22 protein-coding genes are annotated in these 22,313 nt (G+C 61.8%); 7 read left to right on the forward strand and 15 right to left on the reverse strand.

Translation table 11 applies throughout. The features are described from left to right. Position 1 precedes the first annotated feature (1 nt). The 6 genes from surE to putP form a co-directional block, all read right to left on the reverse strand. Positions 2–763 (reverse strand): 5'/3'-nucleotidase SurE, encoded by a 762-nt coding sequence (gene surE / locus I6L34_RS06800; RefSeq protein ID WP_216956245.1) that lies wholly within the window; start codon positions 761–763, stop codon positions 2–4. Further along, positions 744–1,802: a tRNA pseudouridine(13) synthase TruD gene (gene truD, locus I6L34_RS06805; protein WP_216956246.1), complete on the reverse strand. Its 1,059-nt coding sequence runs from the start codon at positions 1,800–1,802 to the stop codon at positions 744–746. Before truD ends, surE begins: the two co-directional genes overlap by 20 nt. Continuing rightward, positions 1,802–2,278, reverse strand: coding sequence for a 2-C-methyl-D-erythritol 2,4-cyclodiphosphate synthase (gene ispF / locus I6L34_RS06810; protein WP_216956247.1), 477 nt, complete (start codon positions 2,276–2,278; stop codon positions 1,802–1,804). The genes truD and ispF overlap by 1 nt, the downstream gene beginning before the upstream one ends. 146 nt (positions 2,279–2,424) lie before the next feature. Continuing rightward, positions 2,425–3,117, reverse strand: a complete 693-nt coding sequence (gene ispD, locus I6L34_RS06815; RefSeq protein ID WP_181222732.1) for a 2-C-methyl-D-erythritol 4-phosphate cytidylyltransferase — start codon at positions 3,115–3,117, stop codon at positions 2,425–2,427. Next, entirely contained in the window at positions 3,110–3,427 is a 318-nt protein-coding gene (gene ftsB, locus I6L34_RS06820) for a cell division protein FtsB (RefSeq protein ID WP_005335520.1), read from the reverse strand. The genes ispD and ftsB overlap by 8 nt, the downstream gene beginning before the upstream one ends. A 208-nt stretch (positions 3,428–3,635) precedes the next feature. Next, the gene (putP, locus tag I6L34_RS06825) at positions 3,636–5,153 is read right to left on the reverse strand and encodes a sodium/proline symporter PutP (RefSeq protein WP_124928600.1); all 1,518 of its coding nucleotides are present in this window, start codon (positions 5,151–5,153) and stop codon (positions 3,636–3,638) included. A gap of 327 nt (positions 5,154–5,480) precedes the next feature. Between putP and I6L34_RS06830 the strand changes: the two genes are divergently transcribed. Then, the gene (locus I6L34_RS06830) at positions 5,481–6,374 is read left to right on the forward strand and encodes a DUF535 family protein (protein WP_216956248.1); all 894 of its coding nucleotides are present in this window, start codon (positions 5,481–5,483) and stop codon (positions 6,372–6,374) included. 69 nt (positions 6,375–6,443) lie between these two features. On the opposite strand, the gene I6L34_RS06835 is transcribed toward I6L34_RS06830, so the two are convergent. The 8 genes from I6L34_RS06835 to I6L34_RS06870 all read right to left on the reverse strand — a co-directional run bounded on the left by I6L34_RS06835 (position 6,444) and on the right by I6L34_RS06870 (position 14,522). Next, on the reverse strand, positions 6,444–7,370 hold the full coding sequence (locus tag I6L34_RS06835; RefSeq protein ID WP_005354531.1) for a L,D-transpeptidase family protein: 927 nt from the start codon (positions 7,368–7,370) through the stop codon (positions 6,444–6,446). 187 nt (positions 7,371–7,557) lie between these two features. Further along, positions 7,558–8,799 (reverse strand): mechanosensitive ion channel family protein, encoded by a 1,242-nt coding sequence (locus I6L34_RS06840; RefSeq protein WP_101529604.1) that lies wholly within the window; start codon positions 8,797–8,799, stop codon positions 7,558–7,560. 142 nt (positions 8,800–8,941) lie between these two features. Beyond that, entirely contained in the window at positions 8,942–10,141 is a 1,200-nt protein-coding gene (locus tag I6L34_RS06845; protein WP_120415468.1) for an acetate kinase, read from the reverse strand. A 221-nt stretch (positions 10,142–10,362) separates the two neighbouring features. Next, entirely contained in the window at positions 10,363–10,833 is a 471-nt protein-coding gene (locus I6L34_RS06850; protein ID WP_216956249.1) for a YhcH/YjgK/YiaL family protein, read from the reverse strand. Between the two features lie 314 nt (positions 10,834–11,147). Further along, positions 11,148–12,254 (reverse strand): 1-acyl-sn-glycerol-3-phosphate acyltransferase, encoded by a 1,107-nt coding sequence (locus I6L34_RS06855; protein ID WP_005362790.1) that lies wholly within the window; start codon positions 12,252–12,254, stop codon positions 11,148–11,150. 130 nt (positions 12,255–12,384) lie between these two features. After that, positions 12,385–13,083: an aspartate/glutamate racemase family protein gene (locus tag I6L34_RS06860; RefSeq protein WP_100645169.1), complete on the reverse strand. Its 699-nt coding sequence runs from the start codon at positions 13,081–13,083 to the stop codon at positions 12,385–12,387. Between the two features lie 126 nt (positions 13,084–13,209). Beyond that, positions 13,210–13,800, reverse strand: a complete 591-nt coding sequence (locus I6L34_RS06865; RefSeq protein ID WP_005335534.1) for a LysE family translocator — start codon at positions 13,798–13,800, stop codon at positions 13,210–13,212. Positions 13,801–13,925: 125 nt separating this feature from the next. Further along, positions 13,926–14,522, reverse strand: a complete 597-nt coding sequence (locus I6L34_RS06870) for a LysE family translocator (RefSeq protein WP_101529606.1) — start codon at positions 14,520–14,522, stop codon at positions 13,926–13,928. A 116-nt stretch (positions 14,523–14,638) separates the two neighbouring features. On the opposite strand from I6L34_RS06870, the gene I6L34_RS06875 reads away from it, so the two are divergent. From I6L34_RS06875 to I6L34_RS06885, 3 genes are all read left to right on the forward strand, one after another. Next, complete coding sequence (locus I6L34_RS06875) at positions 14,639–16,015, forward strand: PLP-dependent aminotransferase family protein (RefSeq protein WP_216956251.1); 1,377 nt, start codon at positions 14,639–14,641, stop codon at positions 16,013–16,015. A 54-nt stretch (positions 16,016–16,069) separates the two neighbouring features. After that, entirely contained in the window at positions 16,070–16,537 is a 468-nt protein-coding gene (locus tag I6L34_RS06880; RefSeq protein WP_216956252.1) for a hypothetical protein, read from the forward strand. A gap of 168 nt (positions 16,538–16,705) precedes the next feature. Beyond that, positions 16,706–18,367, forward strand: a complete 1,662-nt coding sequence (locus I6L34_RS06885; RefSeq protein WP_216956254.1) for a hypothetical protein — start codon at positions 16,706–16,708, stop codon at positions 18,365–18,367. A 115-nt stretch (positions 18,368–18,482) separates the two neighbouring features. On the opposite strand, the gene I6L34_RS06890 is transcribed toward I6L34_RS06885, so the two are convergent. Then, positions 18,483–18,896 carry a CBS domain-containing protein gene (locus I6L34_RS06890; protein ID WP_040068349.1) on the reverse strand — a complete coding sequence of 138 codons (414 nt, stop codon included), beginning with the start codon at positions 18,894–18,896 and terminating at the stop codon, positions 18,483–18,485. A gap of 154 nt (positions 18,897–19,050) precedes the next feature. Between I6L34_RS06890 and I6L34_RS06895 the strand changes: the two genes are divergently transcribed. The 3 genes from I6L34_RS06895 to I6L34_RS06905 are packed head-to-tail and all read left to right on the forward strand — an operon-like array spanning position 19,051 to position 22,263. Continuing rightward, the gene (locus tag I6L34_RS06895) at positions 19,051–20,961 is read left to right on the forward strand and encodes an ABC transporter ATP-binding protein (RefSeq protein ID WP_124928589.1); all 1,911 of its coding nucleotides are present in this window, start codon (positions 19,051–19,053) and stop codon (positions 20,959–20,961) included. Beyond that, positions 20,954–21,415: a DUF2390 domain-containing protein gene (locus I6L34_RS06900; RefSeq protein ID WP_162895450.1), complete on the forward strand. Its 462-nt coding sequence runs from the start codon at positions 20,954–20,956 to the stop codon at positions 21,413–21,415. The genes I6L34_RS06895 and I6L34_RS06900 overlap by 8 nt, the downstream gene beginning before the upstream one ends. Then, the gene (locus I6L34_RS06905) at positions 21,409–22,263 is read left to right on the forward strand and encodes a 23S rRNA (adenine(2030)-N(6))-methyltransferase RlmJ (protein ID WP_216956256.1); all 855 of its coding nucleotides are present in this window, start codon (positions 21,409–21,411) and stop codon (positions 22,261–22,263) included. Before I6L34_RS06900 ends, I6L34_RS06905 begins: the two co-directional genes overlap by 7 nt. Positions 22,264–22,313: the final 50 nt, after the last annotated feature.

Consider the following 22,313-nt stretch of genomic DNA (forward strand, 5'->3'; position numbering starts at 1 on the left):
CTCATCCCTGCAGATCTAACCAGGCCCCCAGACCAGCGAGACTGTCATAGGCAGTCATGTCAATGGTCAGGGGGGTTATCGAGACATAACCCTGCTCGATGGCAGCAAAGTCGGTTCCTTCTCCTGCATCCTGCTTGTCGCCGGGAGGGCCAATCCAGTAGATGGGCTGACCGCGGGGATCCTCGGTGCGGATCACCGACTCCGCCCGATGGCGATTGCCAAGGCGGGTCACTCTGATCCCCCGGATCTGCTCAAGCGGCAGGTCAGGTACATTCACATTGAGGATCTGATCCGCTGGCAGGGGGTGCTTCATCAACCCCTTCACCAGCAGGGCCGCATAGTGGGCCGCCGTGGCGAAATGGGTCTTGCCCACCAGCGAGATGGCGAGGGAGGGATAGCCAAGGTGGCGCCCTTCGGTCGCAGCCGCCACCGTGCCGGAGTAGATGACATCATCCCCCAGGTTGGCACCGTGGTTGATGCCGGCCACCACCATGTCGGGTTCAGGACGCACCAGCTCGTTGACCGCCAGATGCACGCAGTCGGTCGGCGTGCCCTTCACCGCATAGCTCTCGCACCCATTAAAGCCGTTTTCTGCGATGCGGGTAACCCGCAGCGGTTCTTCCAGCGTCAGGGAGTGACTCGCGCCGCTGCGGTTGCGATCCGGCGCCACCACAATGACCTCGCCGCAGGCGCGCAGCGCATCGCTGAGGGCACGAATCCCCTCGGCATGCACACCATCATCATTACTGACCAGAATTCGCATCGGTCTGATTCCTGAAACCGTGATCGGCCTCTTCGGCCTGCATTAACTCGCGCACCACGCTGGTGGCAAACGCGCCCGCCGGCAGGAAGAAGGAGAGGGTCAGCGCCTCGCCATCCAGCTGCCAGCTCATCTGCTCCGGCTTGAGCAGCAGGGGGCGCCTGTCCTGATCCAGCCCGGCTTTCTCCAGCCCGTCACACCAATCGCTGTAAGGAGCCAGCACGCCCTGTTCGAACTCGGCAGCGGCACCCTGACTGGCCAAACGGCCACGGCCCCACTGGGGCGCGGTAAGTTGCACATCGCCGGAGGCGAGACGCGCTTCCAGCTCGGGGGTCACGCTCTCTTCACTGAAGATGGAGTGGCTACCCTTGAGCATCACGCAGTCACCGGCCAGCAGCTGGTGAGCCAACCCCTGCTCGATACGGGCACTGACGATGGCATTGAACAGCATGCTGCGCGCGGCGGATAGGTAAAGAGAGCGCTTGTTGCGATCCTTGATCCGCTTGCCGGCAAACATCGCCTTGGCCGCTTCCAGGTTGTTGCCTTCACGGCCGAAACGCTGCTCGCCGTAGTAGTTGGGCACGCCCTGGGTAGCGATAGCCTGCAGGCGGGACTCCAGCCCGTCGGCCTGCTCCAGACCGGTGAGACGCAGGGTGAAGTGGTTGCCCTTGAGATAGCCGACCCGCAGCTTCTTGTTGTGGCGCTTCACCTCCAGGATCCGGATGCTGTCGCTCTCGATGACGGAGAGGTCCGGCTCGGCCTTGCCCGGCAGGTGAATGCCGAACCACTGCTCGGTCACTGCGTGGCGATCTTTCAGGCCAGCCCAGGTCACCGCATTGCGGTTGACCCCGGCCGCATCGGCCAGCAGGCCAGCCACCCAGGCGGTATTCTCGCCGGTTTTACGCACCCGGACGAAGATGTGCTCACCCTCGCCACAGGGTTCAAACCCGAGATCTTCATTGACCACGAAGTCGGCGGCCTCGGCCTTGAGGATACCGCGGGCGGTGGGCGCACCGTGCAGGTAGGCAAGTTGTTCCAGCATTATTGTTTCACCAGTAGGACGACGGCTTCGGTGGCGATCCCTTCCTTGCGCCCCGTAAAGCCAAGCTGTTCGGTGGTGGTCGCCTTGACGTTCACCCGGTTCAAATCACATTGCAGATCGGCAGCCAGCACGGCGCACATGGCGTCGATGTGAGGCGCCATCTTGGGTGCCTGAGCGATGATGGTTACATCCAGATTGCCGATGGCATACCCTGCGCGCTGCACGCGGGCAAAGACATCCCGCAGCAGGATACGGCTGTCGATGCCTTTGAATTCGGCTGCGGTATCGGGGAAATGGCGACCGATATCACCGGCACCGATGGCGCCCAGCAGGGCATCGCTCACCGCGTGCAGCACCACGTCGCCATCAGAGTGGGCGATCAGTCCCTGCTCGTAGGGAACCGGCACCCCGCCCAGCATGCAGGGGCCAACACCACCAAATTTATGAACATCAAAACCATGACCAATGCGCATCATCAGCGGCAACCTCCCAACATGCTGAAACCAACCCCATCAATTTTGTGTACGTCCACACCATGTCCAATCCGGATCATGCTAACTCCTTGTTCGGGCCTGTTTGTTCGAGACACTCTGCTCTGAACGGTCTGTTCTGACCGAGGGGCTTATGCCTGCTGGCTTAAAAACAGCCCCGCCAGCGACAAGTCTTCCGGCCGGGTCACTTTGATATTGTCGGCGCGCCCCTCCACCATCCGCACCGTGAATCCGGCCCGCTCCATGGCGGAGGCCTCGTCGGTGATGGTAGCGCCCAGCAGCAGCCCCTCTTCCAGCGCCCGCTTCAGGGTACGGGTCGGGAACATCTGCGGCGTCAGGGCATGCCAGAGCTGCTCGCGCTCGACGGTAGCGATGATATTGCCCTCCCCATCGGAGCGCTTCATGGTATCGCGCACCCGACTGCCGAGAATGGCACCGCCGCAGTTCATGGCCGCGGCAATCAGCGCATCGAGATCGCCGTGAGTCAGGCAGGGACGGGCCGCATCGTGCACCAGCACCCACTCCCCTTGCGCCACATGGAGGCCATTGAGGACGGAAAAGGCGCGCTCGGCGCCTCCCTCTACCCGCACAATGCGCGGGTCGGCCGCCACGGGCAGGGCCTCGAACCAGCGGTCATGGGGCGCCAGCGCCACGATCACCTGGGCGATGGCCGGGTGGGAGAGCAGCCGCTCCAGGGTATGTTCGAGAATGGTTTTACCCGCCAGTTGCAGGTACTGCTTGGGGCAATCGGCCCCCATTCGGCTGCCGATACCGGCGGCAGGGACGATCGCCGTCAGGCCGGATATCCGGCTGGCATCAGTCATCGTAGGGCTCATCGTCCGGCGCTGTCTCTTTGTCTTTCTCTTTGGGGATGATCCGGTAGAAGGTCTCCCCCTGCTTGATGTAACCCAGATCGTTGCGCGACAACTCCTCGATGGCCTCGAGGCCAGAGGTGAGATCATCTATCTCGCGGTAAATGAGGTCGTTACGATCCTTGAGAGTCTGGTTGTCCCGCTGTTGCTGCGAGATGGCCTCCGACAGGTTCTGATAATCGGATAGCCCGTTCTTCCCCAGCCAGAGGTCATATTGCAGTCCCCCCAGCAGGAGGATCAGGATCAGGGTGAATAGCCGCATGCACTAGGTCTCCTTCAGGCGGCCTAGTGTCCCATATTCGGTGCCAAGACAAAAGAAAGCGAGCACCCGGGAGCCACCGGCCGAACATAAAAAAGTGCCCAAGAGTGAATCAGATAGCACAAAGCCCCGCCAAACCGGTGCAAGGATGGCCAACCAGGGCGCTCCTTGTCCGGGGGCGGGGCTCTCAATCAGAAAGCGGTAAGGGGGATCAGTTCACCACGACCGGCTCTCCCGCGCTCTCGGCCGGAGTGTTGTACTCCTCCTCGGCATCGCGGAAACGCTCCAGCATCGCTTTTGAGGGCGCTTCGCCCAGCAGACTGCCCACCACAATGGCCAGCAGTGCGAACAGGAAGCCCGGAATGATCTCATACAGCCCCAGCCAGCCGAACTGCTTCCAGACGATGACGGTGATGGCACCGACCAGCATGCCCGCCAGCGCACCATTGCGGGTCATTCGCGGCCACAGCACCGAGAGCAGCACCACGGGACCAAAGGCGGCACCGAAACCGGCCCAGGCGTAGCTCACCAGCCCCAGCACCCGGTTTTCCGGATTCATGGCAACGGCGATGGCAATCACCGCGATCAGCAGCACCATCAGGCGACCCACCCACACCAGCTCACGCTGGGAGGCGTTCTTGCGCAGGAAGGGCTTGTAGAGATCCTCTGTGATGGCGCTGGAGCAGACCAGCAGCTGGCAGCTTAGAGTGCTCATCACCGCCGCCAGAATGGCGGAGAGCAGCACACCGGCGATCCAGGGGTTGAACAGGATTTTGGAAAGCTCGATAAAGACCCGTTCCGGGTTGCCGGTCACCCCAGCCGCCACTTCCGGGAAGCGGGCGAAGTAGGCCAGCCCGAAGAAGCCGATGGCCACCGCACCAGCGAGGCAGAACACCATCCAGGTCATGCTGATACGGCGGGCATTGGCCATGGAGTGGTGGGAATCCGCCGCCATGAAGCGGGCCAGAATGTGGGGCTGACCGAAGTAACCAAGGCCCCAGGCCATCAGCGAGATGATGGCGATCACATCCAGATTCTTGAACATGTCGAGGTTGGTGGCGCTCTTGGCAGCCACCTCGATCATGGCGCTGTCCACCCCGCCGACGGCGATGATGACGAAGACCGGGGTCAGGATCAGGGCAAAGATCATCAGGGTCGCCTGTACCGTATCGGTCCAGCTCACCGCGAGGAAGCCGCCGAAGAAGGTGTAGGTGATGGTGGCGGCGGCACCGACCCAGAGGGCGGTGTTGTAATCCATGCCGAAGGTGCTCTCGAACAGACGGGCACCGGCCACCACGCCGGAGGCGCAATAGATGGTGAAGAAGAGCAGGATCACCAGCGCCGAGAGAATGCGCAGCACCTTGCTGTGATCTTCAAAGCGATAGGTGAAATAGTCCGGCAGGGTCAGGGCGTTGCGGTTCTTCTCGGTATGTACCCGCAGGCGACCCGCTACCCAGCGCCAGTTGAGGTAGGCGCCGATGACAAGACCGATGGCGATCCAGCTCTCGGAGATGCCGCTGACGAAGACGGCGCCGGGCAGGCCCATCAGCAACCAGCCGCTCATGTCGGAAGCGCCGGCGGAGAGAGCGGTGACCCAGCTCCCCATTCGGCGGCCGCCCAGAATGTAGTCATCAAAGTTGCGGGTGGCGCGATAGGCGACGAAGCCGATCAACACCATTCCGAGGATATACACCAGGAAGGTGATTAACATGGGTGTGCTAGCTGTCATGCAAAACTCCGTTTTGTGTCATTTTCTGCCCGCTCTGGTGACGGGCTCATCCCTAAAAAAACCGGCCTAGCTTAATCAGCCGTTCGCGCCAGCTCAACCATTTTTAACAAACACAAAACACAATAAAAACCTTTGCGCATCAAATCATCTGCCGCATCAAGAGGATGGCGCCAGATTTCCTGCCGTGGCCGTGACGGTCATCTCGCAGCGCCAGCCGCTACTGAGCGTTATGTTTTCACATTTTGTTACTATCCATTTTTTTACAAGCCAGCGCCCCGCTCCTACACTCCCCGCCCTGTCTCATCACACCAGTCAGAGGTCGGCACCATGTCATCTCATCTGTCACACCTGCGAACCCTCGCCCGCCGCCTTCACCCGGTGGAGGAGTCGGGTCATCTCATCCGACGGGCCAAGTATGTGGGGCGTCTCTGGCTCAATCCCGGCGCCCGCGCCCTCTATCGCCAGCAGCAGGAGCAACCGCTGCTGGCGCAGGCGATCAGCCGCTTTCCCGATATTCTGGAAAAGCCGATCCACCCCTATCGCCACAAGGGGCTCCGCAAGCGCCTGCGAGCCGGGCTTATCAGCGGCCACTACCAGCAGCTGGCACGTCAGCTGCCCAAGGCGCAACAACTGGCAATCTACAGCGGGCGCGGCCTGCTGCTTGCCCAGTGGCATAGCGACAAGCTGACGACCCCCCTGACCCTGCAACTGGATTACCAAACCCACATGGGCAAAGAGGGGGAGATGAGCCTGACCCTCAAGCTGGGTGACGCGGCGCTCTATTACATGGCCCTCAATCTGCGCCCCGCGCCAAACCCGACCCTCGAGATCTGTTCGCTGCAGGGCGGCAAGGGGCAGAGCGAGGAGATCAAGCTGGTCACCAAGGCGTGCGGCGGGCTGCGCCCCATGTCCCTGCTGGTCTATATGGCCGCCGAGCTGGCCCGAGGGCTAGCGTGCAAGAGCCTGCTCGGGATCCGCACCCAAAGCCACGTCTATCAGAGCAGCAAGCGAACCGCCGATCGGGTCAAGTTCGACCTCGACGGCTTGTGGCAGGAGCATCAGGGCAGCGTGCAGGATGAACTCTGGATGAGCCTGCCGCTGGAGGTGCCCCGCAAGACGCTGGAGGAGATCCCCTCCCGCAAGCGGGCCAGCTACAAGGCGCGCTATCAGCTGCTCGATCAGCTCGGCAGCGAGCTGCAGGCAAATCTGCTGCGAAGCTGAGTCAACGCAGCAGAAACAAAAAGGGCGAACAGCATGCTGTTCGCCCTTTGTCATGACGGGGATTTGCCGTTAGCGGTTGATCGCCATCGGCATGCCGTTGCGCTGCTCCAGCGCCTGCTTCACCAGTTGGGAGTCGCTGTCGGCGTGGGCAATGAAGCGGGTCACCGCCGGGGTCATCGGCAGCGGTGCCGGCAGCTTGGAGTTGAACTCCTCTTCGCTGCGCGACAGCGGCTGATGCACTTCCAGATAGCGGACACCGTTGGGCTCGAGAGAGGCCTTGATCGGCTGGTTGACGAACTGGACGCGAGTACCGACCGGTACCTGCTTGAACAGGTAGGCGATGTCGTCGTTGCGCAGACGCACGCAACCGTGGCTCACCCGCAGGCCGATGCCGAAGTTGGCGTTGGTACCGTGGATGGCGTACATCTTGCCGATGTAGAGGGCAAACAGACCCATGGGGTTGTCCGGGCCGGCCGGCCATACCGCAGGCAGGCTCTCGCCACGGGCGGCATATTCGGCATGCATCTTGGCGGTCGGGGTCCAGGTCGGGCCCGCTTTCTTGCGCTGCACACTGGTCACCCAGTTTTCCGGGGTGTCGGTGCCGAGCTGGCCGATGCCGATGGGCAGCACTTCCACCACTTTTTTACCCTTGGGGTAGTAGTAGAGGCGCATCTCGGCCACGTTCAGCACGATCCCTTCACGGGGTGCATCCGGCAGGATCAGTTGCTGGGGGATCACCAGCTTCTCGCCGGTCTGTACCAGCAGGGGATCCGCATCGGGGTTGGCTTCGGTCATGTTGGTGAGCCCCAGCTGGAATTTGGCCGCAATGGCCTCCAGCGGCTGGCCGTTCTCTTCGGCCGGAACCACGTATTCCAGATTCTCCCCTACCAGACGGCTGTTGGCCGCAGGCAGAGCATATTCAACAGCGAAAACCGGCGCAGCGGTCAGCAGCAGGCTGTAGCAGAGTGTTGCCACACTATTGCGAAGGAGCTTCATAACTTTCCCATGATGATGACTTGAAGTGACGTCTCTGGGCTGGCAGCTGATCAAGAGGGGATCAGGGGCGCGAAGAGAAGGCCGCCATTTTTCTCCTCTGCACGGCAAATTTCAACTGACAAGTGGCGACGGGTCGATGATTAATATGCGGTTTTTTCCGCGTCCCCGACCCGCCCGGTTTCCCTGTTTATCCCCGTTGCCAGGCACGCATATCGTAACCTGTGGGAGATTGATGCAACCGCAGATGAAATTGCTCAATGATGGCGAAGATATGGTCGAAAATATCGGCCTGGATCCCTTCGTAATCGGCCCATGCCGTTGTCGCGGTAAAGCAGTAAATTTCCAGCGGCAGACCGTCTGACGTGGGTGCCAGCTGGCGCACCATCAGGGTCATGTCCTTGCGAATACCGGGGTGGGCACGCAGGTAGGCATCCAGATAGGCGCGCAGGGTGCCGAGGTTGGTGAGGTGACGACCGTTGATGGGGCAGCTCAGGGCATCGCTCAGCTGCTGGTTGTAGGCACTCAGCTCCTGCTCCTTGCGGCTCAGATAGGGTGCCAGCAGTTGCGCCTGCTTGAGCTGCAACTGCTCCTCGGCCGTCAGAAAACGTACGCTGGTCATGTCGATATTGACGCTGCGCTTGATGCGGCGGCCGCCCGACTCGGTCATCCCCTGCCAGTTCTTGAAAGAGTCGGAGATCAGGGCATAGGTGGGAATGGTGGTGATGGTCTTGTCCCAGTTCGACACCTTGACCGTGGTGAGGCCGATGTCGGTCACCTCGCCATCGGCGCCGTACTTGTCCATCTGCAGCCAGTCACCGACGCTCAGCATCCGGTTGGCGGAGAGCTGGATCCCCGCCACCAGCCCGAGGATGGGGTCCTTGAATACCAGCATCAGCACCGCGGTCATGGCACCCAGACCGCTGAACAGGAACAGCGGCGACTTGCCGAGCAGCAGGGCGATCATCAGGATGCCCACCAGAATGCTGCCTACCAGCTTGGCCCCCTGGAAGATGCCGCGCAGGGGCAAATCCCGACCAAGGCGGGTGTAACGGCTCACCGACAACAGGCAGTCGAGCAGGGCGAAGAAGGCCAGCAGCAGGAACAGCAAAATCCAGAGCTGGGCCACCATCTCGATAAGTTTCAGGCTATCCGATTGGCGGGGCAGCCAGATCTCCGCCTGACCGAGCAGCACGGCGCCCTGCAGCACGAAGGCGAGCCGGTTGAAGAGGCGCTGTTGCAGCTGGGGCGGCAACCATACCTGCTTGGCCTTGCCGAGGATCCCCACCAGCCGGACCAGCAGCACCCGGTGCAGCGCCATGTGCAGCAGCAACGAGGTGATGACGATAAAGCCCAGCGCGATCACCAGCGCCATCATGCTGGTCACTTCCACCCCAAGGCCCGACAACCAGTTAAAAAACGCCTCTTTCATTGCTCTCTCCCGAACCTGGCAGCCCGCTGGCTGCAAAACAGTGGTGGTCAGGGTACCGCTCCCCTCCCCCATGTCAAATCGGCGTACGCCAGAAATGACAACGCCCGGCACAGGCCGGGCGTTGTTTCAAAGCGAGGCTGACTTAGCAGACCAGGCTCAGGGCATCGCGAGCGATAACCAGCTCTTCGTTGGTCGGGATCACCATGGCGCAACGGCTGTCGGCGGTGGTGATGCGACCTTCGCCACCCAGTACCGCGGCGTTGTTGGCCTCTTTGTCCACCTTGAAGCCGAACAGGGCCAGACGGTTCAGCACCATCTCGCGCACCATGGCGGCGTTCTCACCGATACCACCGGTGAAGACCACGGCGTCCAGACGACCGTCCATCGCAGCGGCATAGGCGCCGACATACTTGGCCACACGGTAGGTGAAGACATCCAGCGCACGCTTGGCACCGGCGTCGGTGGCGTAGTTGGTGGTGACGTAGCGGCAATCGCTGCTCACTTCGGTCATCCCCAGCAGACCGGACTCACGGGTCAGGGTGTGGTTGATCTGCTCAACGCTGTAACCGAGCTGGTCGTGCATGAAGAAGACCACGGCCGGATCGATATCACCGGAGCGGGTACCCATCGCCAGACCTTCCAGCGGAGTCAGACCCATGGAGGTGTCAACGGATTCGCCGTTCTTGATGGCGCAGACAGAGGCACCGTTACCCAGGTGGCAGTTGATGATGTTCAGCTCATTCAACGGCTTGCCCAGCTCTTTCGCGGCTTCTTCCGCGATGTAGCGGTGAGAAGTACCATGGGCACCGTAACGACGGATGCCGTGTTCGCGGTAGAGCTTGTGCGGCAGCGCATAGAGGTAGGCCTCTTGCGGCAGGGTCTGGTGGAAAGCGGTGTCGAACACGGCCACGTTCTTCTCGGACAGCTGCGGGAACACTTTCAGCGCGGCACGAATACCGATCAGGTGCGCCGGGTTGTGCAGCGGGGCGAACGGAATGGCGGCTTCGATACCGGCGATCACGCCGTCATCAATGCGCACGGAGCGGGAGAACTGCTCGCCACCGTGTACGATTCGGTGACCAATGGCCACCAGTTGCTCGGCAAGAGTCGGATCCTGCGGCAGGATGTGACCCACGATATGGTCGAGGGCCTCCTGGTGAGCGGCCCCCGCTCCCAGCATGGCTTCGCCCTTGACCCCGTGGAGTTTCCATTTGATACGTGCATCATCCAGATTGAAGCATTCGGCCAGGCCGGACAGCATGTCCTCACCTGTTTCGGCGTCCATTACGGCAAATTTCAGGGAAGAGCTACCGCAGTTAAGGATCAATACCAACTTGCTCATTTTCTACATCTTCCTGTGCTTCGGCTTTATGCCGACAGTGTCGTGTCATCCAAAAGAGGATGGGATTCCCCTGCCGGGGGCTTATGGTCGCAGGAGGGTGCGTCCAATTTTTCAATTCTTGCTCTTGAAAGAGTGATCGCAACTTGTGGTGCGTATCACTGGTTTCAATGCTTGCGAGTCTCAACGCATCAGCTGCGCAGGGCTCGCCTCAATGGGAGTGCTCAGGCAATAGCCAGCAGATCCTTGTGTACCTTGACCACCAGCTTCTTCACCTTGGCGGGCTGGTTGAAGGTACAGAGCGGGCGGTGCAGCTCGCCCGGCCAGAAGATGGCGAAATCGCCCGGTTGCAGCGCCAGATAAGTGGTCTGCTCGTCATCGACAAACCAGAGGTCAGGATGGGGATGGTCGGCGCCGTCGCTCACGTAGTCGTGGGGGCCCACACCTATCCACTCTTCACCGCGCAGCAGCAACTGGATATCGAGATACTGCTCATGGAATTCGCCACGGCGATCCGCGGCTGGCTCGGTCAGATCCTCGCTCACCAGACAGAACAGGTTGAGGCCATCGATCTCGGTCTTGCCGAGCGGAGCGTCACCCCAGTGAGCCACGCTCTTCACCACCTCGGCCATGATGCGGGCCAGCGGGGCGGGCAGCGGCGTTCGCTGCAGGGTGTTCAGGCTACCGGTGATCATGGCGTCTGTTTCCTGTTAGGTATATTTGGGCGGCATCTTTGCCCGCCAATGAAAAAGGACCTGTGACAGGTCCTTCAATAATGCCGTCTGCAATCCGTGCAAACCGGTTTAGAGCTTTTGCTCATGTTCAGCTATATGGGCACTGTTACACACTCGTCAGCACCTTGCCAAGAGACATAATCCCATTTTCATAGTGATCGTACCAGCTGAAACCATATTATTCACCACCCTTTCCCCCTCGACTTTGACCAGACGCAAAAACGGGCGCATCAGCGCCCGTTTTTTTCGCAAAACCGTTTAACAACCGGTTTCATTCAAGCCTTTTTGGCGTTTTCCACCGGTTTGGCGTACATGGCTCGCCAGATCGCCTTGTGCTCTTCCGGCACCTCTGACTGACGGGTCAGGAAGGCCGCCTGCTCGATGGTGTTGGCCTTGCCGGAGACATCGGCCGCCAGATAGTTGCTGGGGAAGAGGTGGTAACTGCTCCAGATCGCCTTGTCGATTAGCGCGGCAAGTTCGTCCGGATCGCTGAAGCCCTCGGTAATGGGGGCGCCGAAGGAGACGTGTACCCGCCCCTTCATGCCGACGATACCGGCGACGATACTCTCGATATCCTCGAACTCGCCCTTCTCGTAGCTGCCGTTGACCGACTTCTCGTAGAGCTCGCGCGCCTTCGCCTTGTCGGTCGGGTCCAGCTCGTAGCTGATGCTGACCGGCACGATATTGAGGCTGCGCATGTAGTCGACGAAGTCGATCTTCTGCTTCTTGCCGTCAACGTAAAACATCTTGAGGATGGCGGGATCTGTCTTGTCATCGCCATTCTTGGCGCGCCCTTCCTTCTGGGCGATCCAGATGGAGTGACCTTCGTGAACCGAGTTGCCAATATAGGCAGACAGCTCGCCGAGCGCCTTCATCATCTCCCGCGGCCCCTTGGCGGAGCGTTTGACGATAAAGCTCTTGTTGAGCTTCATCAGCTCGGTAGCGCAGGGTTTGCGCAGCAGGTTGTCACCGATGGCGATGCGCACGGTATCGAAACCGTGGGTGTGCAGCCCCCAGTTGACGAACGCCGGATCCATGGCGATGTCTCTGTGGTTGGAGACAAACAGATAGCCCTGCTCTTTCTTAAGATGCTCGATCCCGGAGAAGGTCACCCCCTTGGTGGAGGTGGCGATCATGCGGGACATGTACCGGGTGACCCCCATCTGGACCTGATGCACAGTGGTCACTTTTGACCATTTGCGGCGCAGGAACAGGCGGATCATCGGGCGGATGGCCCAACCCAGCCAGCTCATCAGGGAACCGAAACGATACTTGGCGATGGCGCCGATAAATTCATCATCCTGGATCAGCCGTTCGATGGCTGCCGGCACTTCTTCATCGCGGTAGGGGCGAATATCCGCGAATCTATCTACTTCAGTCACAATGTCAGCCTTGCATGCTAGGAAACCGCAGCCAACCCGCGTTGGCCGGGGAAAATTCAGGGCGCAATTTTACACGCTTTTATGGCAAGGGGTATGAGACAAGCATGAATAGTGAGATCTGACCAGTTTATTAATCGGATGCCAGTGCCAGCGCGACCGCCGCTTCGGCATGGATGGCAGTGGTATCGTAGAGCGGCACCGCCGCTCTGGCATCGCCCACCAGCAGGGCAATCTCGGTGCAGCCAAGGATCACCGCCTCGGCACCCGCGGCCGCCAGCCCCTCGATAATGGCCAGATACTCGGCCCGCGACGATTCGCGGATCTCCCCCAGACAGAGCTCGTCATAGATGATCCTGTGTACCCGCTCCCGCCCGGCCTCATCGGGTACCAGCACCGCCAACCCGAAGCGCTCCTGCAAACGACCCTTGTAAAAATCCTGCTCCATGGTGAAGCGGGTGCCGAGCAGGCCGACCCGGGTTATCCCGTCCGCCCGCAATTTGGTCGCGGTGGCATCGGCGATATGGAGCAGCGGGATATCGATGGCCGCCTCAATCTCGGGGGCCACCTTGTGCATGGTGTTGGTGCCGATCAGCAAGAAATCGGCGCCGCCATCCTGCAACTTGCGCGCCTCCGCCGCCAGCAGGCGGGCGGTAGCGGGCCAGTCACCGGCATGCTGCAGCCGCTCGATAGCGGCAAAGTCGACGCTATTGAGCAGCACCCGCGCCGAGTGCAAACCACCGAGCTGTGTCCGCACCCCGCGGTTGAGCGCCTGATAGTAACTGACGGTGGACTCCCAGCTCATGCCACCCAGCAGACCGATACATTTCATATGAACTCCTTTGATCCCAAGGGAGGGCAGAACAACGCCACCTTGCAGGCAAGGTCACGCAGGCGAGATAAAAAAGGCCCCGCAGGGCCAACAAGACAGCCGGTAAAGGCCCGGGTCAACCCCGGGCTAAATCCAGATCATCCCGACACAGGCGGCCGTCGCCAGCCCCATGCCAAGATTGAAACGCCGCCAACCCCGGGCGGTGCGAATGATTTGCCGCACCTGGGCACCAAAAAGCACCCAGAACGCCCCGGTGTAGAGGCCGGTAATAAAGAAGATCACCAACACCCAGAGCGCAGAGGGCCAGTAAGCCTCCCCCGCCAGGGTGAAACCGCTGATGGCGGAGAGCGCCATCATCCATGCCTTGGGGTTGAGCAGTTGCAGCATGGCCCCCTGATGGGCGGGAATGAGCGGCCGGTTACCCTCGGCCGGGCCGCTGGCGGTCGCCACCTTCCACGCCAGCCAGAGCAGATACGCCGAGCCGATAAGCTTGAGGCCGTCGTGCAGCAGCGGCACCTTCTCGAACACCACGCCAAGCCCCAGCGCGGTAGCGAGGATCATCAGATTGATCCCCCCCACCACCCCTACCAGCAGGGGAATCGTGCGGCGAAACCCCTGCGCCGCCCCGGCGCTGGTGAGCAACATATTGTTGGGCCCCGGCGTGCCGCAGGTAACCAGGGCAAACCCAGCCAGGGGCAGTAACCAGTTCAGATCCATCTCAACCTCTTGTCGATGCAACGCCCCCGTTATGGGGAAAGCCTTCTAATATGCAGAGCCAACCCCTTGGCGACAAGTCAGAAATGCCTCTTTCCAGGCCACCTCCCCCTCCAGCGCAACACGGCTCAATACCAGAGCATCACCACACAGAGCGCCGTCAGCAGGCCGAGAGAACCGTTGAGTCGCCGCCAGCCCCGATCCGAGCTGATCCAGTTGCTCAGCTGATGGCCGAACAGTACCCAGACAAAGCAGACCGGCAGGGCCACCAGCGCAAACATGACCATCACCGCCAGCTGACTCGACCAGTAACTGGCGCCGGGCAGGCTGAACAGACTGATGGCGGAGATCCCCATCATCCACGCCTTGGGATTGAGGAACTGAAAGCCCAGCCCCTCCAGCATGGTCAGCGGACGGGCACGCTGGGCCGGATCCCCCGGCGCCCCGGCCACCGCGATACGCCACGCCAGCCAGAGCAGATAGAGGCTGCCGAAGATCTGCAAACCGAGGCGTAATAAGGGCCAACGCTCGAACAGGGGATAGAGCCCCAGCGCCAGCACCAGTTGCAACACCGGCTGCCCCAATCCGACCCCGAGCAGATGTGGCAGGGTGCGGCGCACCCCGAAGTTGGCGCCGGAGGCCGTCAGCATCAGGTTGTTGGGCCCCGGCGTACCGCAGGTGAGTACGGCAAAGCCAAACAGGGTGACATACCACTCCATCGTCATATTGTGACTCCTTACCCGCCACATTGTATCGATACAATGTGTGCTATTTGGTTGTTATAAGGTTGAAATTCACGCTATATTGACAGCAAATTTTGATCAATGGATTTATTGTCACCATGACAATCTGGACACCCGACCTTACGGCCTTCGATGGCCCCCTCTACCTCAAGCTGGTCAAAGCGATCGAACAGGGGATCGCGAATGGCGAGCTGCCACCGCAGACCCGATTGCCTACCCACCGATCCCTGGCGGATCGTCTGGGTGTCACCGTCGGCACAGTCACCCGCGCCTACAGCGAGGCAGAGCGGCGCGGCCTGCTGGCCGCCCGGGTGGGGCACGGCACCTGGGTCAAGGGAGCGAACACGGATCCCGCCAATGAGTGGGTGATCCGTCAGGAGGAGGGGCACCGCATCGAGCTGTGGCAGAACCTGCCGGTGCAGCTGGATCGGGCAGCCATCATTCGCCCCATGTTGGGGGAAGTGGCGGACGGGGATCTCAACGCCCTGCTCGGCTACGACAAGGAGGCGGGACGACCGGATCAGCGCCAGCAGTTCGTCAACTGGCTGGCGGAGCAAGGGGTGGCCTGCAGTGAGGATCGCCTGCTGTTCAGCCACGGCGCCCAGCACGGCATCATGCTGGCGCTGCTGGCGACCAATTGCGTGGGGGAGACCATCCTGTGCGAGGGGCTGAGCTACCCTGGCATGCTGGGCAACGCTCGCCAACTGAAGAATCAGGTGGTGGGACTGGCGATGGACGAGGAGGGGCTGCTGCCCGAGGCGCTGGACGCCGCCTGCCGCACCCGCCGGGCCAAGCTGCTCTACCTCACGCCAACCCTGCAAAACCCCACCACCGCCATCATGAGTCTGGCGCGGCGGGAGGCCATCGTCGCCATCGCCCGTCGCCACGATCTGCTGATCATCGAGGATGACGTCAACGGCCTGCTGCCCCAGCAACCGGTGATCCCTCTGGTCAATCTGGCGCCGGAGCGGGTCATCTATCTGGGCAGTCTGGCCAAGATCGCCTGCGGCGGTCTGCGGGTCGGCTTCGTGCTCACTCCCCACGCCTTGCGCAGCGCCTTCGCCCAGACCATGCGGCTGTCGAGCTGGATGGTGAGCCCGCTGCTGATCGAGCTTGCCTGCAAAATGGTCAGTCAGCGCCAGATCATGCCGCTGGTCGAGCAGCAGCGGGAGATCCTCAAACGCCGTGGCGAACTGCTGCGCCACCTGCTGCCCGCCGCCCGCTGGCAGCCGGGCAGCATGCACGCCTGGCTGCCGCTGCCTGAGCCCTGGCGCAGCCAGCAGTTTGCCGCTGCCGCCGATGCCCTTGACGTTGGTGTGGCGAGCGGAGAACACTTCGCCGCCGGTCAGTTTGCTGCTCCGCAGGGGGTGCGCCTGAGCCTGAGCCAACCCGCCACCGACGCCCGGGTCGGCGAGGGGCTGGCCCGTCTGGCGCAACTGCTGCAGGGGACGCCCCCCAGCAATCCCCTGCTATAGTCAGGGCCAACCGACCTGACCTTCACGCTTCATCGTCATAGCCAAGGAGATGCCGTGCCCCCCATCAGAGCCACCCTGCTGCTTGCCATCCTGTTGCTGGGTGGCTGCGCCTCGTCAACGACCCACCAACAGCTGGGAGCCGCGCTCAATGGACTGGAAGGGGAGTTGCAACGACTGGAAGAGGAGCTGGCGGCGATGAACGGACTGCACTATCAAAAGGCGATCGATGCGCCGCTCAGTTTGCGCCGTGCACTCGGGGCGCCGCAGCCCACCCCAGAGGGGCTGGTGCCGGTGACCAGCAAGCTGGAGGATGGGCCACTCCTGCGCTATCAATACCGACTGCCAGCGGGGATGGCGAGTCTGCCCCAGGACAACCTCTGCCAGCGCTACGAGTTCGAGCTGCGCCATCTGGGCCGCCTCGGCAAGCTGGAATTGAGCTGGCTGGGGGAACAGGGCAAGGGGTCGCGGCTGATCCGCCAGAGCGACTGCCCCTTCGGGGCACAGGCCCGCCCTCGGCAATAACAGGTTGCCGCCCTGAGAGATGGCATAACCGATTGAAATAACAGCCCATAGTGCGCCCTCCAGCACCCTGCTGGCTACTGTCAGCTTTTCACTCAGCGAGTGCTGTGTCTATGTTCCTCTTGGGTCTACCATAATCAACCTAATGGTTTGCTCACAGGAAGTACCTGCATGACGATACTGCTGCTCGAAGAGGATCCCCTGCTCCGTAGCGCCATCACCCGGGAACTGACCGAACAGGGGATACCCGCCGACCGGATCCACTACCACAGCCATCCAAACCACGAGCGCAGCGGCCTGCTGGCCCTGCTGCAACAGCACGCCTTCGACGCCATCATCTGTCAGCAGGACAAGCAGCAGGATCTTGACGGAGCCCGGCTGCTGCACGAAGCGCACTATCTCGGCCTGCTGCAACCCGGTTGCGTATTGCTGCTGCTCGATGCCGATCAGAGCGAGCAGGAGTTTCTCCCCTCGGATCTCTACTTCTCCCTCTATCTGGCTCTTCCCTTCATGACCCAGCAGCTCACCGCGGTGCTCGGCCAGCTGGTGAAGTTAAGCAACCTGACCCGCACGCTGGCCGCCCCCATTCTGCTGCGGGAGTGGCAACTGGCTACCGCCCTCTGTGAAGACCTGCTGTTTCAACGGGAGAATCGCTCGCTGACCCCCTGGCTGGATCGGCTCAAGGGCTACCTGCTGCTGCAATCAGCCGAGCGGATCACTGCCGCCCAGCACTATGCCCTCTGTGCCAACGAATATCAGGCGAGCTGGCCAAGGGCCGGGCTCTTCTACGCCATGCTGGGGCTCGGCAAATTACAAAGCGCCCGGACCGACTTGCAGCGCCATCAGGCCAGCGTCTCGATGGCCACCCGGCTGGAGCTGCAACTCGCCAGCCAGCTGCATCAGCATCACTGGCTGGCGGCCTGGGAGACCATGGGAGAGCTGCTGCAGATCCACCCCCATCAGCCGCGCTGGCATCAGCTGGCGATGTTGCTCGGGCTGGTGCTGCAAGATGAGGAGAAGGTGCTGGAGCAGGCCAACAGCCTGACCCTGCGCCACTTCGGCGAGCAGCGCGTCCGGCTCGCCATCGACAGCTTCATGCTCAATGCCAGTCTGGCGGTGCTGTGGCACGCCCCCTCCAGCAACCGGATCCGCTCCTTGCAACAGGAGTGGGAGCACCTCAAGCGCACCGTCCACCTGCAGCCCCACGAATATGAGCTGCTGCAGGCGTTGATGCTGGGGCTGGATTACCGCTTCGACGAAGCACTGATCCTGATTGCCCACCACCAGCCGGATGAGGGGAGCGACAACCACCTCACCCTGCTGCTCGGCTTTGCGGTCAGCCAGTTCTGCGGTTTGCCCCACCACGCCCAGCGCTACCTGACCCAGCTGACCCAATACCGCGTCAGGGTTGCGCCCCACCCGCTCACCCGCCAGCTGTTCCACCATCTGGTGGCCGAGCTGGGCCAGCGTCTGACGGCGAGAGAGCAGCGGCTGAGCGAACTGCGCCAGCTGCGCCACAAGGCGATGCAGGCCAGCCAGTATCAGACAGCCCTGCAAGCGGGCTTGCAGCTGCTGGAGGAGTTCCCCGCCCTGCCGGGCGATGCTTGGCAACTGCTGGAGCTGCTGCAACACTGCTGGCCAGCGGGTATGGCAGCCCCCAGGGTGGCACTGCTGGTCGATACCCTGGAGCGGCGCCTCAAGCACAGCCCCGCGTTTCTCGATCAACATGCCCAGCAGTACCAGCGCACCCTGCAGGAGATCCGCACCCATCTGCAGCCGCACCTCTCCGGCAGCGGCCCCTCCTGTCTTGTCGCAGGGCAGCCCGAGCCGTGATGATGCAGGCGGCGTACAAACCGGCATTTTCGGCAAAGCCAACATAGAGAGAGGGGAGCCTTGGCTCCCCTCTCTCTATTTGTTCTCTGTCAGCTGATGCCGATGAGCGTTGGGCTCAAACCAGCGCGTCACTCTCCAGCGCCGCCTTGAGAAAATCCTTCCAGCTGATGATGCCGACCAGGGCGCCATTCTCCAGCACCGGCAGGCAGGAGACCCCCTTCTCCAGCATCAGCTTGACGCCGTCGCGCACGGTGAGATGGGGTGCGATGGTGACGAGCTGACGACTCATGATCTGGTGGGCCCGCTTGTTGAGGGTTTCGGTATCGCGGCTCATCTCGGCTTCGGAGTCGAGATAGGGGCTGATGGCGCGGAACAGATCCCGATCCGAGATGACCCCCACCAGCTCCTCCTCCTCCAGCACCAGCAGGTGGCGAAAGTGTGCCTGCTCGAAGATATCCCTGATGACTCGGAGTCGATCATCCATTGAAACGGTGGCGACCCGGGTCGTCATAATATCCCTGATATGCATGCTAACCTCCCGTAACCAAACTGGTTTCTCTGTTATGGCATGTTTTTGCAGCGCCAGCCAGTGGCCAGCCCTTCGCTACAGTGCAAATCAGCGTCATTTCACGTAAGATCCGCGCCAGTTTTTCTCCTCCATTTTGAGCAAGCAGATCCCACCCATGATAGTTGCCAGTCAAATCGAACTGATCCGCGGCGGCCGCAAGCTGCTGGACAACGCCTCCGCCACCATTCACCCCGGCCACAAAGTGGGTCTGGTGGGCAAAAACGGCTGTGGCAAGTCCACCTTTTTTGCACTGGTACGGGGCGAGCTGGCCATCGACAGCGGCACCTTCAGCCTGCCCGCTGGCTGGCAGATTGCAGGCGTCGCGCAGGAGACCCCGGCGCTCGACTGCTCCGCGCTCGAGTATGTGATCGACGGCGACAAGGAGTTCCGCTCGCTGGAAGCCCAGCTGGTGCAGGCCGAGCAGGATGACAATGGTCTGCTGGTGGCCGAGCTGCACGGTCGCCTCGATACCATAGGCGCCTACAGCATTCGCGCCCGCGCCGCCGAGCTGCTGCACGGTCTCGGTTTCAGCGACGAGCAGCTGAGCTCGCCGGTGCGCAGCTTCTCCGGTGGCTGGCGCATGCGCCTGAACCTCGCCCAAGCGCTGCTCTGCCGCTCCGATCTGCTGCTGCTCGATGAACCGACCAACCACCTGGATCTCGATGCGGTGATCTGGCTGGAGAAGTGGCTCAAGGGCTATCAGGGCACGCTGGTGCTCATCTCTCACGACCGCGATTTCCTCGATTCGGTCATCAGCCGCATCATCCATATCGAGAACGGCAAGCTCAACGAATACACCGGCGGCTACTCCGACTTCGAACTGCAGCGCGCCGAACATCTGGCCCAGCAGCAGTCGATGTACGAGAAGCAACAGCGGGAGATGTCCCACATGCAGGCGTATGTGGACCGCTTCCGCTACAAGGCCTCCAAAGCCCGTCAGGCCCAGAGCCGCCTGAAAGCCATGGAGCGGATGGAGAAGATCCTGCCCGCCCACGCCGACTCGGAATTCAGCTTCGAGTTTCGTGAGCCGTCGGCCCTGCCGACCCCGCTCATCGCCATGGAGAACCTCTCTGCCGGTTACGGCGACAAGGTGATCCTGGAGAAGATCAAACTCAATCTGGTACCGGGTTCGCGCATCGGTCTGCTCGGTCGTAACGGCGCCGGCAAGTCCACCTTTATCAAGATGCTGTCCGGCTCCAACCCGCCGCTCTCCGGCAAGCTCGAAGTGAGCGCCGGGGTGAGCATCGGTTACTTCGCCCAGCATCAGCTGGAGACCCTGCGTCTCGATGATTCCCCGCTCGATCATCTGGCCCGCCTCGCGCCGGACAAGACCGAGCAGGAGCTGCGCAACTATCTGGGCAGCTTCGGTTTTCACGGTGACAAGGCGCTCGACAAGGTGGCGCCCTTCTCCGGTGGCGAAAAAGCGCGGCTGGTGCTGGCGCTGATCACCTGGCAAAAGCCGAACCTCCTGCTGCTGGATGAACCGACCAACCACCTGGATCTGGAGATGCGCCACGCCCTGACCATGGCGCTGCAAGGCTTCGAAGGGGCCATGGTAGTGGTCTCCCACGACCGGCACCTGCTGCGCACTACCACAGATGACTTCTATCTGGTGCACGGTGGCCGGGTCGAGCCGTTCGACGGCGATCTGGACGACTACCACAAGTGGCTCGGCGAGCAGGAGAAAGAGGCCAACGCCAAACCGGCCGATGGCCCGGTCTCTGCCAACTCGGCGGTAGCGCGCAAGGATCAGAAGCGGCGCGAGGCGGAGTTCCGCCAGCAGACCCGTCCCCTGCGCCAGAAGCTCGAGAAGCTCGAAGCGAGCATGGAGAAGCTGCAGGGCAAGCTTGGCGACATCGAGAGCCAACTGGCCGACCCCGCTATCTACGAAGAGAGCGCTAAAACCAAGCTCTCCGAGCTGCTCAAATCCCAGGGCCCCCTCAAGGAGCAGCTGGAAGAAGTTGAGCTGGAGTGGATGAGCCTCTCCGAAGAGCTGGAAACCATGGAGCAAGCCTTCTTTGCGTGACGAACAGCTGATGGCCAGCGAGCGGGTCTCGATCCACGAATTGCCGACGCCGATCGGCTTCTGGCACTGGAGCGGCAAGGTCTATGGTGAGCGCAGCCAGGATTGGCTCACCGTGCAGGAGCAGGGGGGCAACGTCAATCTGGCGCTGCTGCTGCACCGGCTCGATCAACTCGGCATCGTGGTCGATCTGACAGACCTGCAACCGGCGCTGGTGCAAACCGAGGCGGTGCTGACCCCGTGGCGCGCCCTGCGCCAAAGCGCCAAGACGCGACTCGACGAGCAGCAGTATCAGTCGATGCTGGCCCACGAACTGGAGCTGGAGCGGCTGCAACAGGGCGTCCTGTTGCAGACCCTGCGCAGCCTCTCCCTATTTCGCGGCAACAGCCGCAATTTGTTGAACTATCTATCGTTACTGGGTGCCCAGCAGGGCCCCCTCAGAGATCTAATATGCTGAGCTACCGCCACGCCTTTCACGCCGGCAACCATGCCGACGTGCTGAAACACACCGTTCAGGCCCTGATTATCGAGTCCCTCAAGAAGAAGGAGAAACCCTTCATCGTGCTGGACACCCATGCCGGTGGCGGTCTCTACGACCTGCGCGGCGACTGGTCCCAGAAGAAGGCCGAGTATGCCGACGGCATCGGCCGCCTGTGGGACGAGCGGGCCCAGTGGTCTGCCATGGCCCCCTATCTCGGCGTCATCGAGGAGATGAACAGTGATGGCCAACTGCACTACTACCCCGGCTCGCCGGAGCTCTCCCGTCGCCTCACCCGCGAGCAGGACAAGCTAGCGCTGATGGAGCTGCACAACAACGAAGTGGACGATCTGCGCGCCAACATGGGCTATGACCCCCGCGTCGCCGTGCACCACCGTGACGGCTTCGAGGGGCTGATCGCCCTGCTGCCGCCGACTCCGCGCCGCGGGCTGGTGCTAATCGACCCGCCCTATGAGCTCAAGGAAGATTACTTCGCCGTGGTCGACACCCTGAAAAAGGCGCAAAAGCGCTGGGCGACCGGCATCTACGCCCTCTGGTATCCGATCCTCGGGCAGGAGGCGGACAAATCCCGCGATATGCTGCGCGCTATCAAGCGGGAAAACTTCGGCAACGTCCTGGTGGCCGAGCTGGAAGTGGCTGGTCAGACTGCCGACTGGGGCATGAACGGCTCAGGCATGCTGATCATCAGTCCGCCCTGGATGCTGGACGAGCAGATTGAAGCGTTCCTGAAACCGCTGTGCGCCAAGCTGGCGCAGGGTGCAGGCGCCCAGTACAAGGTCGAGTGGCTCAACAAGGCCGAGGATTAATCCCTCGCCCCTACGGCGCTCACCGAGTTCAAACGCAAAAGCCCCATCAC

The sequence above is a fragment of the Aeromonas sp. FDAARGOS 1404 genome, from assembly GCF_019047085.1.
Classification (GTDB): Bacteria; Pseudomonadota; Gammaproteobacteria; order Enterobacterales; family Aeromonadaceae; genus Aeromonas; species Aeromonas veronii.

Coding starts and splice junctions, on each gene's coding strand:
- surE (WP_216956245.1), bottom strand. CDS start 763: ATGCGAATTCTGGTCAGTAATGATGATGGTGTGCATGCCGAGGGGATT.
- I6L34_RS06835 (WP_005354531.1), bottom strand. CDS start 7,370: ATGAAGCTCCTTCGCAATAGTGTGGCAACACTCTGCTACAGCCTGCTG.
- I6L34_RS06905 (WP_216956256.1), top strand. CDS start 21,409: ATGCTGAGCTACCGCCACGCCTTTCACGCCGGCAACCATGCCGACGTG.
- ispF (WP_216956247.1), bottom strand. CDS start 2,278: ATGATGCGCATTGGTCATGGTTTTGATGTTCATAAATTTGGTGGTGTT.
- ftsB (WP_005335520.1), bottom strand. CDS start 3,427: ATGCGGCTATTCACCCTGATCCTGATCCTCCTGCTGGGGGGACTGCAA.
- I6L34_RS06840 (WP_101529604.1), bottom strand. CDS start 8,799: ATGAAAGAGGCGTTTTTTAACTGGTTGTCGGGCCTTGGGGTGGAAGTG.
- I6L34_RS06850 (WP_216956249.1), bottom strand. CDS start 10,833: ATGATCACCGGTAGCCTGAACACCCTGCAGCGAACGCCGCTGCCCGCC.
- putP (WP_124928600.1), bottom strand. CDS start 5,153: ATGACAGCTAGCACACCCATGTTAATCACCTTCCTGGTGTATATCCTC.
- I6L34_RS06890 (WP_040068349.1), bottom strand. CDS start 18,896: ATGCATATCAGGGATATTATGACGACCCGGGTCGCCACCGTTTCAATG.
- I6L34_RS06885 (WP_216956254.1), top strand. CDS start 16,706: ATGACGATACTGCTGCTCGAAGAGGATCCCCTGCTCCGTAGCGCCATC.
- I6L34_RS06845 (WP_120415468.1), bottom strand. CDS start 10,141: ATGAGCAAGTTGGTATTGATCCTTAACTGCGGTAGCTCTTCCCTGAAA.
- ispD (WP_181222732.1), bottom strand. CDS start 3,117: ATGACTGATGCCAGCCGGATATCCGGCCTGACGGCGATCGTCCCTGCC.
- I6L34_RS06860 (WP_100645169.1), bottom strand. CDS start 13,083: ATGAAATGTATCGGTCTGCTGGGTGGCATGAGCTGGGAGTCCACCGTC.
- I6L34_RS06865 (WP_005335534.1), bottom strand. CDS start 13,800: ATGGATCTGAACTGGTTACTGCCCCTGGCTGGGTTTGCCCTGGTTACC.
- truD (WP_216956246.1), bottom strand. CDS start 1,802: ATGCTGGAACAACTTGCCTACCTGCACGGTGCGCCCACCGCCCGCGGT.
- I6L34_RS06895 (WP_124928589.1), top strand. CDS start 19,051: ATGATAGTTGCCAGTCAAATCGAACTGATCCGCGGCGGCCGCAAGCTG.
- I6L34_RS06870 (WP_101529606.1), bottom strand. CDS start 14,522: ATGACGATGGAGTGGTATGTCACCCTGTTTGGCTTTGCCGTACTCACC.
- I6L34_RS06830 (WP_216956248.1), top strand. CDS start 5,481: ATGTCATCTCATCTGTCACACCTGCGAACCCTCGCCCGCCGCCTTCAC.
- I6L34_RS06875 (WP_216956251.1), top strand. CDS start 14,639: ATGACAATCTGGACACCCGACCTTACGGCCTTCGATGGCCCCCTCTAC.